The sequence below is a fragment of the uncultured Caballeronia sp. genome, assembly GCF_964243625.1.
In the GTDB taxonomy this organism is placed as follows: Bacteria; Pseudomonadota; Gammaproteobacteria; order Burkholderiales; family Burkholderiaceae; genus Caballeronia.
The window spans coordinates 1-7,640 of sequence record NZ_CAXTGZ010000281.1; the positions used below are offsets into that span (position 1 = coordinate 1).

Consider the following 7,640-nt stretch of genomic DNA (forward strand, 5'->3'; position numbering starts at 1 on the left):
GCGCCGACACCCTTCAGGCACAGGCATCGGGCCCGATGCTCAATGCCGTTGAAATGGCGAACACGAGTCTCGAGGATGTCTCGGCCAAACTGCAGCGCACGGCTTACATGGGCGACTTCAAGCAGTTGTTCGGCCCGAACATCTTCAAGAGCACGGAGCTGGCAACGTCCGAGGCCATGTTCGCGGTCGCGCGTTATCAGATCGAAGAGCAGGCGTTTCATCCGTATTCGAGCAAGTACGATTACTGGCTCGAAGGCAAGGCGCGCCTGACGCAAGCGGAGCTGCACGGCCTGCGTCTTTTCAACGATCCCGACAAAGCGAACTGCGCCGGCTGCCACTTGTCGAAGCCCGCTTCCGACGGCACCCCGCCAATGTTCACCGACTACCAGTACGAAGCACTCGGCGTGCCGCGCAATACCAAGCTTGCGATCAACAACGATCCCAAGTTCTTCGACATGGGCGTATGCGGTCCCTTCCGCAGCGACATCAAGGACCAGACGCAATACTGCGGCATGTTCCTCACGCCCACATTGCGCAACGCCGCCACGCGCCAGGTCTTCTTCCATAACGGCGTCTATCATTCGCTCGATGACGTCATGGCGTTCTACAACGAGCGCAACACCGCCCCCGAAAAGTTCTATCCGAAGGGCGCGGATGGCAAGGTCAACAAATACGACGATCTTCCCGCCCAACTGCACGCGAACATCGACGTAGCCGATGCACCCTTCGATCGCAAATTCGGCGACAAGCCCGCGATGACGGCCCAGGAAATGAAGGACATCATCGCGTTCCTGAAGACGCTTGACGACGGCTACCGCAAAGGGTCCTAGCTTTTGCCAAGCTTGATGCTGGTCGTGTCGGCGGTGAGGTAACCCACGGTGGCGCCGAAGCGGTCCTTGTAGTTGGCCCGCACGAGCGGGTCCAGCGTGGCCTTCACCTTGTCGTGAACCGGGCTTTCCCAGTCGCCGGCGTGCTGGAAGTTCGTCATGATGTAGGTCCAGCCGTTGATTTCATCGACGGCATGAAGGCCCGTGGATTCCGCGCCGGCCGGACACGAGAGCACACGCGACAAGGTCTTTGTATCGACGTTATAAGCCCACAGGAAGTTGTTCACGTGCATGCTGGAATCTTCGCCAATGAAGAGTGTGCGCAACTTCTCCGAGAACTTTACGTTGTCCGGATTCGCGATCTTCGCGGCGCTCGCCGTGTTGCCCAGGGCATCCGGCGTCGCGAGGTCTTCGCCCACGAGGGCGGTCGGCGCGGCCATATCGACGGGAACCCATTCGCTGTTGATCGCGGCGCCGCTCGTGTCCTTCTGCGCTGATTTAAGGTTCAGCGCATAGACCGCGCCGGCGCTGATGGCGGCGTCCACGGCGACATCGGTCGAGGCGGAGTTGCCCTTCACCATCGACTTCTCGACGCGCGACATCGCCGTGTAGACGACCTTGTCCTTAGCGTTGACGGTCGTGCCTTCGAGCTTCGTAAATCCCAGACTCCCGCCAATGAATGCCGCGTAGCGATGCGTCTCCAGATATGCAGCCGCCTTCTCCATGCCCGGCTTGATGCGGATCCAGTTGAACGTGCCGTTGTAATTGATCTTCTTGAAGCTGGTATCGAGCGGATCCTTGGTCGCCACATCCATGATGTCCGATGCCTTCAGGCGCGAGGCCATCGCTTCGATCTCGGCGCTTGTCGCGCTGCCAATTTTGATCCATGTGAGGTTCGCCGACCCCGCTCCCGCCGATGACGTCTGCGCCCACTTCGCCACATACAGCGTCCCGGACGACAGATCCTCCGCACGATCCGCGATGAACATGAACAGGCCGCCGTTGGTCGCGTCGTCGCCCATCATCACCGTGCGCTTGTCCGGCATCACCTGGACCAGCTCATGCGAGATGCGGCCGAGGCAATAGTGCTTCTTGATCGTGCCGGTGCCGTCCGGATTCACGGTCACTTCGGGCAAGTGGCCATAGTTGTAGGGATTGGCGCGGGTTGGATCGCCGTAGAGGCTCGTGCTGTAGGCCTTGAACTGCGCGTTGCTTGATATGGTCGTTGCGTCCGGCTCGTACTCCTCGCTCGACAAATGCGTGTTCCACGGCGAAAGACTCGCCCCGCATGTGATCCACAAACCGTTCGCCTTCGACGTATCCACGTTGTGATACTTCACGAGCGTGAGCTTGCCCGTGGTCTGGTCCTGGTCGAGCGTCAATACCGCGATCGGCGACGGCAGTTGTCCATACGCCGACACGAGGCTCTGGTCGCGCGTTGCGTATTCGAACTGGACCACGGCGAACACGGCACGGCCCTTGATGCCGGGGACGGTGGGTTTATCGAGGGAGAGCAGCGAGCTTCCATCCGGGCAATCCGAAAAGAACTGGCGCTCCTTCCCCGGCACCGAACGGTCGATGATCGGCTGATTGTTGATATCGAAATATCCGCCGCTCAGGATCGTGCCGCCGTTGCCGTTCGGAACCATGTCGCCGGTCACGAAGAAAGGTTGGTACGCGAGCTTGTAGTCCTGCGTGCTGCCGTCGCTCATGGTTACGGTGAGCGTCGACGCGACCGTGGTCGTTGCCATGGCTGCGGGATTGGCGAGAGAAGGCGCAGCCATAGACGAAAACGCCGCCGATTTGAACGATGCCGACGTGCCCGCAACAGCGTCGTCGCCACCGCCACAACCGGACAAAAGCGTCGAAATGGAGAAAGCGCCCAAAGGCAGCATGGGTGCGCCGACCAGCAGTTTCAGGGTCTTGCGGCGGGAAAAATCGGGCTGCTCTTGCATGTCTTCTTGTCCGGGTTTGTGGGTAGGTTGCGTCCGGCTTACGTAGTGACCGGCGCGCGATGAAGGCGAAGTGTAAGTTTCATCTATGAAAGCAATATGACAGTTATCGGTATTGGTTTTGGAAGTCTGGCAGGACGCGGCACCGCGTTTGCTGGGTGCAGTAGCGAGACAAGGACATTCCCCTTTACCAGTGCAGGCACGCATGTGACGACCGAATCCAAGCTGGGCAAACCCATCAAGGAGCTGCTTCAGGGCACGCTGAAGAAGCGGCTCAAGGCGTCCTTGCATGATGTCTTTGGCATCGATGCACTGCGACCCGGGCAGGAGGAAGTGATCCGCAGCGTCCTTGACGGCCACGACACGCTCGCCGTCATGCCCACGGGCGCGGGCAAGTCGCTGTGCTATCAACTTCCGGCGTTGCAGTTAGGCGGCCTGACGCTCGTGGTCTCGCCGCTGATATCGCTGATGAAAGATCAGTCGGACAAGCTGCGCGAATCCGGTATCGCGGCGGTTGCGCTGCACAGCGGGCTTTCGGCGGCGGATGAACGGCAGGCGATCCGCGACATCGATTCAGGCGAGAGCCGCTTTTTGTTCCTTACCCCCGAGCGGCTGGCAAAGGCGGATTTTGTCGAAATGCTCAACGAGCGTGGCAAGCCCGGGACTCAGTTGATCGTGATCGATGAAGCGCATTGCATCTCGCAGTGGGGTCACGACTTCCGGCCGGCTTTCGTGGAGATGCTGCAGTCCATCAAGGCGCTTGGCAGGCCGCCCGTTCTGGCGCTGACTGCAACGGCAACGCCTGCGGTTGTAGAAGACATCCTGCGCGAGCTCGATATGAAGGACGCACAGGTCATCAATACAGGGGTGTATCGGGACAACCTGGTGTTTGCGGTCGAACAACTGACCAATCCGAAAGAGAAACGCACGCGTTTGCTTGAACGGATTCAGGCGCTAGAAGGGACTGGCATTGTCTATTGTTCGACGGTTGCCGAATGCAATGCGGTCCACGCGGAATTGATGGACGCGGGAATAGAAGCTCAACGGTACAACGGCAAGATGTCCGCATCAGAACGCACGGCGGCGCAAGACGCGTTCATGGAGAATCGATGCCGTGTGATGGTCGCGACAAACGCTTTCGGCATGGGTATCGACAAACCGGATATCCGTTTTGTCATTCACCACCAGATGCCGGGAAGCCTCGAAGCCTACTACCAGGAAGCCGGCCGCGCGGGACGCGATGGAGCCGAAGCGCACTGCATCCTGCTGTTCGAATTGAAGGACAAGCAGGTCCAACAATTTTTCCTGAGCGGCCGTTATCCGAGTGTCGAAACGCTTACGCGTTGTGCCGATGCCCTGCGAAAGCTCGCGAGCGGGAATGAACGCAAGCTGATCGATACACCCGTCGACTCGCTGCACGAAGCGCTGCCTGAGATTGGCTTGAACAAATTACGGACGGTGCTATCCGTGTTGCAGGACATGCGGATGATTCGACGCACACGCAAAGGCAGCGTGACCGTGCTCGACACCGACGCCCCGCACGATATGCAGGAAGCCGCGCAACGGTTCACGCAGAGGGCAGCACACGATCGCGAAGTGCTTGAACGAATGATCGGTTACGCGCAAAGCGGCCAGTGCCGCTGGCGCATCCTGCTCGATTATTTTCACGCGCATCTGGATGCGGCTCGTTTGCATGAAGCTGTTTTGAGCATGCCCGACGAACTCGATGGCGGCGTCTGCTGCAAGTGCGACAACTGCGTTTCCCCGCCAACGGTCGTACCGAGCCCGCGCGAATTGCAGCAGCCCGCTTCCACGCCGAAGCGGGCCGCCAAAGTATGGAATCCCGGGGATGCGGTCCAGGTCCGTAAATACGGAAATGGCCACGTGGAAATGATGAGCGGTGATCGCGTCGCCGTTTTGTTTCCTGACGGCGAGACACGGACATTCATAGCACGTTACGTGAAGGCAGTTAAAGCAAGGAGGTCCTGATCATGAAACACGAACTCGACTCGGCATTTCATCCGGCGGATATCGCATTTGAGACGCTCAAGCTCGCACCGCATGCGTGGGTTCCCAACAATAGCCGCTTGCCCGTTTTGATTTATCGACGAGCGGTCGATCCGTCAACAAAGGATCTCGGCAAGACTTTGGAAGCGCTGCTCGCGGGCAACGAATGGCTGCCGCAATGGCGCGACAGCATCTTCGATTACCACCACTTTCATTCGACGGCGCATGAAGCGCTTGCAGTGATTTCTGGCAAGGCCGATGTGATCATCGGCGGGCCGGGAGGCGAAGTTGTTTCTATCGCAGCCGGCGATGTCATGCTGCTTCCGGCTGGCACGGGACATTGTCTGCAATCGACGGAAGGACGCTTCCAGGTTGTCGGCGCGTATCCAGAAGGGCAGCAATGGGATATCCGGCGCGATGCTTTATTGAAGGAAGAGATCGCTGCAATGGAAGCGTTGCCGTTTCCGCGCAGCGATCCTGTCGCCGGGCGCAAAGGTCCGTTACTCCAGGAATGGACCTGAACGTCATTCCATCACGATCTGAACCTTGACGTCGGTTGGATTGCCGCTCGCCGCTTCCTCGAAGGCCTTGATGCCGTCGGCAAATGCGAACGAGCGCGAAATGAACGGCTTCACATCCAGCCGGCCCGACGCGATCAACTGGATCGCGCGCGGGAACATGTTGGCGTAACGGAAGACCGATTCCATCCGTACTTCCTTGATCTGTACTGCGACAATGTCGATGGGCACCGGATGCTGCGGCATGCCGACCAGCACGATGCAACCGCCCGGACACAGCAGGTCGACAATGCCATCGAACGCTTTCTCGTTGCCGCTTGCTTCGAAGACGATGTTTGCGCCCCAGCCATCGGTGAGTTCGGCGACAACGTCCTTCACCTTGCGCTCCCGGATGTTCACGGCCGTCACGCCTTGCACGCCTCCGATCAACTCGAGCTTTTCCGGCACGAGATCACACACGATCGCGCGGCTGCAACCGCCCGCAAGCGCGGCCAGCGCACACATCATGCCGATGGTTCCGGCGCCAAGAATGACAGCCACGTCCCCTGGCTTGATCTTCGCCTTCGTCGCGGCCTGCATGCCGATAGCCAACGGCTCGACGATCGCGCCTTCGCCGAACGTCACGTTGTCTGGCAGCTTGAACGTGAACGCGGCCGGGTGCACGACGAATGGCGTCAGGCATCCATGAACCGGCGGCGTTGCCCAGAAACGCACGCTTGGATCGAGGTTGTACAGACCTTCGCGCGATGCACGTGACTCCATATCGGGCACGCCCGGTTCCATGCAAACGCGGTCCCCCACTTTCAGATGCGTGACTTCGTCACCGGTCTGGATTACCGTGCCTGCGGCTTCGTGACCGAGCACCATCGGTTCGTTCACGACAAACGGCCCGATGCGCCCATGCTGATAATAGTGGATATCGCTGCCACAAATGCCAACCGTGTTGATGCGGATGCGCACGTCGCGGGGGCCCACGACCTGCGGCAATGTGAACGGACGCAAGCTGATGCGACGCGCTTCTTCAAGAACCAGTGCTTCCATGATTGAAGCCCTCTGCAAAGGGGTAACGTGGATAAAAATCAGCCGGCCTGAAAGCCGCCGTCCAAAGCAAGGCTTACGCCGTTGACCATGCTTGAATCTTCGCCGAGAAGGTACGCAATCGTGCGGGCCGCCTCTTCAGGCTGCACGAATCGACGCAAGGGGATGCGAGCCAGCATGGGATCGGACTTTGCCGGCTCGCTCCAGACTTTTTCCGCCATGGGCGTGAGCGTGATGACCGGATTGACCGTGTTCACGCGTATGCCATAAACGCCGAGTTCGACGGCCATGACGCGGCTCAATGCGTCCAGCGCGGCCTTCGATGCGCAATACGACGCGTGCAGAGGCGTTCCGACCTGAGCCGCAATACTCGACACATTGACGATCGCGCCACCGTTGCCCCTTGCAATCATGCTGCGCGCGCATTCCTGCGCGACGATCATTGCGGCGCGAACGTTCACGGCCATCGTAAGATCAAAAGCGTCGATGGTTGCATCGAGGAAAGCGCCGAGCTCGGCAATGCCCGCGCAGTTCACGAGCAAGTCAACCGGCTGCGCTTCTTGCGCAGCCTTCAACGCAGCAGCCGCATCCCCAAGATCGACCGCTATGGTCTTGCAATCGATCAGCGCGGCGAGCGCATCCAGGTCAGCCTGAGAACGGCTCAGCGCAACCACGTGTGCGCCGCGCTCGGCCATCAATAACGCAGTCGCGTAGCCAATGCCCTTCCCTGCCCCGGTGATCAGCACCGTCTTGCCTTCGAACTCGCGATTCCGGTCCACGTTCATTGTCCTTTCAAGGTTCATCGCAGAGACGGCGCGCGGTCTCTTCGTCTGTTACCAGCACTGATGGATACCGCCCGCGCAACGCAGCGCGCGTCACCGCGAACTTCTTCGCGCCGCCGCTCACCAGCACGACGCGCTTGATCTTGCGCAGATCGCCGAGCGTGATCGCGACCGTGCGGCGATTCAGCGGGTGATCGATCGCCTCGCCATCGGCGTCCATGAAGTGACCGAGCATGTCGCCGACCGCGCCGGCTTTCTCGAGCGTTCGGACCTGCTCGGAGTCGTTGATGCCGTAAGTCACCACGAGCGATTCCGTCAGGTCGCCGCACGTCAGCAACGCAAGATCGGAATGACGCGCGCGCTCATACGTCTCACGCACGGCGCCCTCCTGCAGCAGCATGTCGCGAACGTTCTGGCTGCTTACGTAAATGGGCGCCGCGAACAAAAAACCATCGGCCTGACAGAGGTTTGCGAAATCCGAAACAATGTCGAACGTATTGATGCTCGGGCAATGCG

At 59.8% G+C, this 7,640-nt stretch carries 7 protein-coding genes; 3 read left to right on the forward strand and 4 right to left on the reverse strand.

From position 1 onward, the window contains the following. Positions 1-830 (forward strand): cytochrome-c peroxidase (locus ACFFAR_RS18830; protein ID WP_375508262.1); only part of this gene is annotated, 830 nt, incomplete at its 5' end. Here ACFFAR_RS18830 and ACFFAR_RS18835 read toward each other — a convergent pair. Then, positions 827-2,782: a PhoX family phosphatase gene (locus ACFFAR_RS18835; protein WP_375508263.1), complete on the reverse strand. Its 1,956-nt coding sequence runs from the start codon at positions 2,780-2,782 to the stop codon at positions 827-829. The two genes, ACFFAR_RS18830 and ACFFAR_RS18835, sit on opposite strands and share 4 nt — an antisense overlap. A gap of 204 nt (positions 2,783-2,986) precedes the next feature. On the opposite strand from ACFFAR_RS18835, the gene ACFFAR_RS18840 reads away from it, so the two are divergent. Both ACFFAR_RS18840 and ACFFAR_RS18845 read left to right on the forward strand, forming a co-directional pair. Beyond that, entirely contained in the window at positions 2,987-4,768 is a 1,782-nt protein-coding gene (locus ACFFAR_RS18840; RefSeq protein WP_375508264.1) for a RecQ family ATP-dependent DNA helicase, read from the forward strand. Positions 4,769-4,770: 2 nt separating this feature from the next. After that, positions 4,771-5,307 carry a cupin domain-containing protein gene (locus tag ACFFAR_RS18845; protein WP_174363481.1) on the forward strand — a complete coding sequence of 179 codons (537 nt, stop codon included), beginning with the start codon at positions 4,771-4,773 and terminating at the stop codon, positions 5,305-5,307. Between the two features lie 3 nt (positions 5,308-5,310). On the opposite strand, the gene ACFFAR_RS18850 is transcribed toward ACFFAR_RS18845, so the two are convergent. From ACFFAR_RS18850 to ACFFAR_RS18860, 3 genes are all read right to left on the reverse strand, one after another. Next, a complete protein-coding gene (locus ACFFAR_RS18850; protein ID WP_174363482.1) occupies positions 5,311-6,345 on the reverse strand; it encodes an alcohol dehydrogenase catalytic domain-containing protein in 1,035 nt (344 codons plus the stop codon). A gap of 38 nt (positions 6,346-6,383) precedes the next feature. Beyond that, on the reverse strand, positions 6,384-7,127 hold the full coding sequence (locus tag ACFFAR_RS18855) for an SDR family oxidoreductase (RefSeq protein ID WP_174363483.1): 744 nt from the start codon (positions 7,125-7,127) through the stop codon (positions 6,384-6,386). Positions 7,128-7,134: 7 nt separating this feature from the next. Then, a partial coding sequence (locus ACFFAR_RS18860) for a sugar-binding transcriptional regulator (RefSeq protein WP_375508265.1) occupies positions 7,135-7,640 on the reverse strand: 506 nt, incomplete at its 5' end.

Bases quoted from the DNA above. Each gene is read 5' to 3' on its own strand.
- ACFFAR_RS18835 (WP_375508263.1), bottom strand. From the start codon at position 2,782: ATGCAAGAGCAGCCCGATTTTTCCCGCCGCAAGACCCTGAAACTGCTG.
- ACFFAR_RS18845 (WP_174363481.1), top strand. From the start codon at position 4,771: ATGAAACACGAACTCGACTCGGCATTTCATCCGGCGGATATCGCATTT.
- ACFFAR_RS18850 (WP_174363482.1), bottom strand. From the start codon at position 6,345: ATGGAAGCACTGGTTCTTGAAGAAGCGCGTCGCATCAGCTTGCGTCCG.
- ACFFAR_RS18855 (WP_174363483.1), bottom strand. From the start codon at position 7,127: ATGAACGTGGACCGGAATCGCGAGTTCGAAGGCAAGACGGTGCTGATC.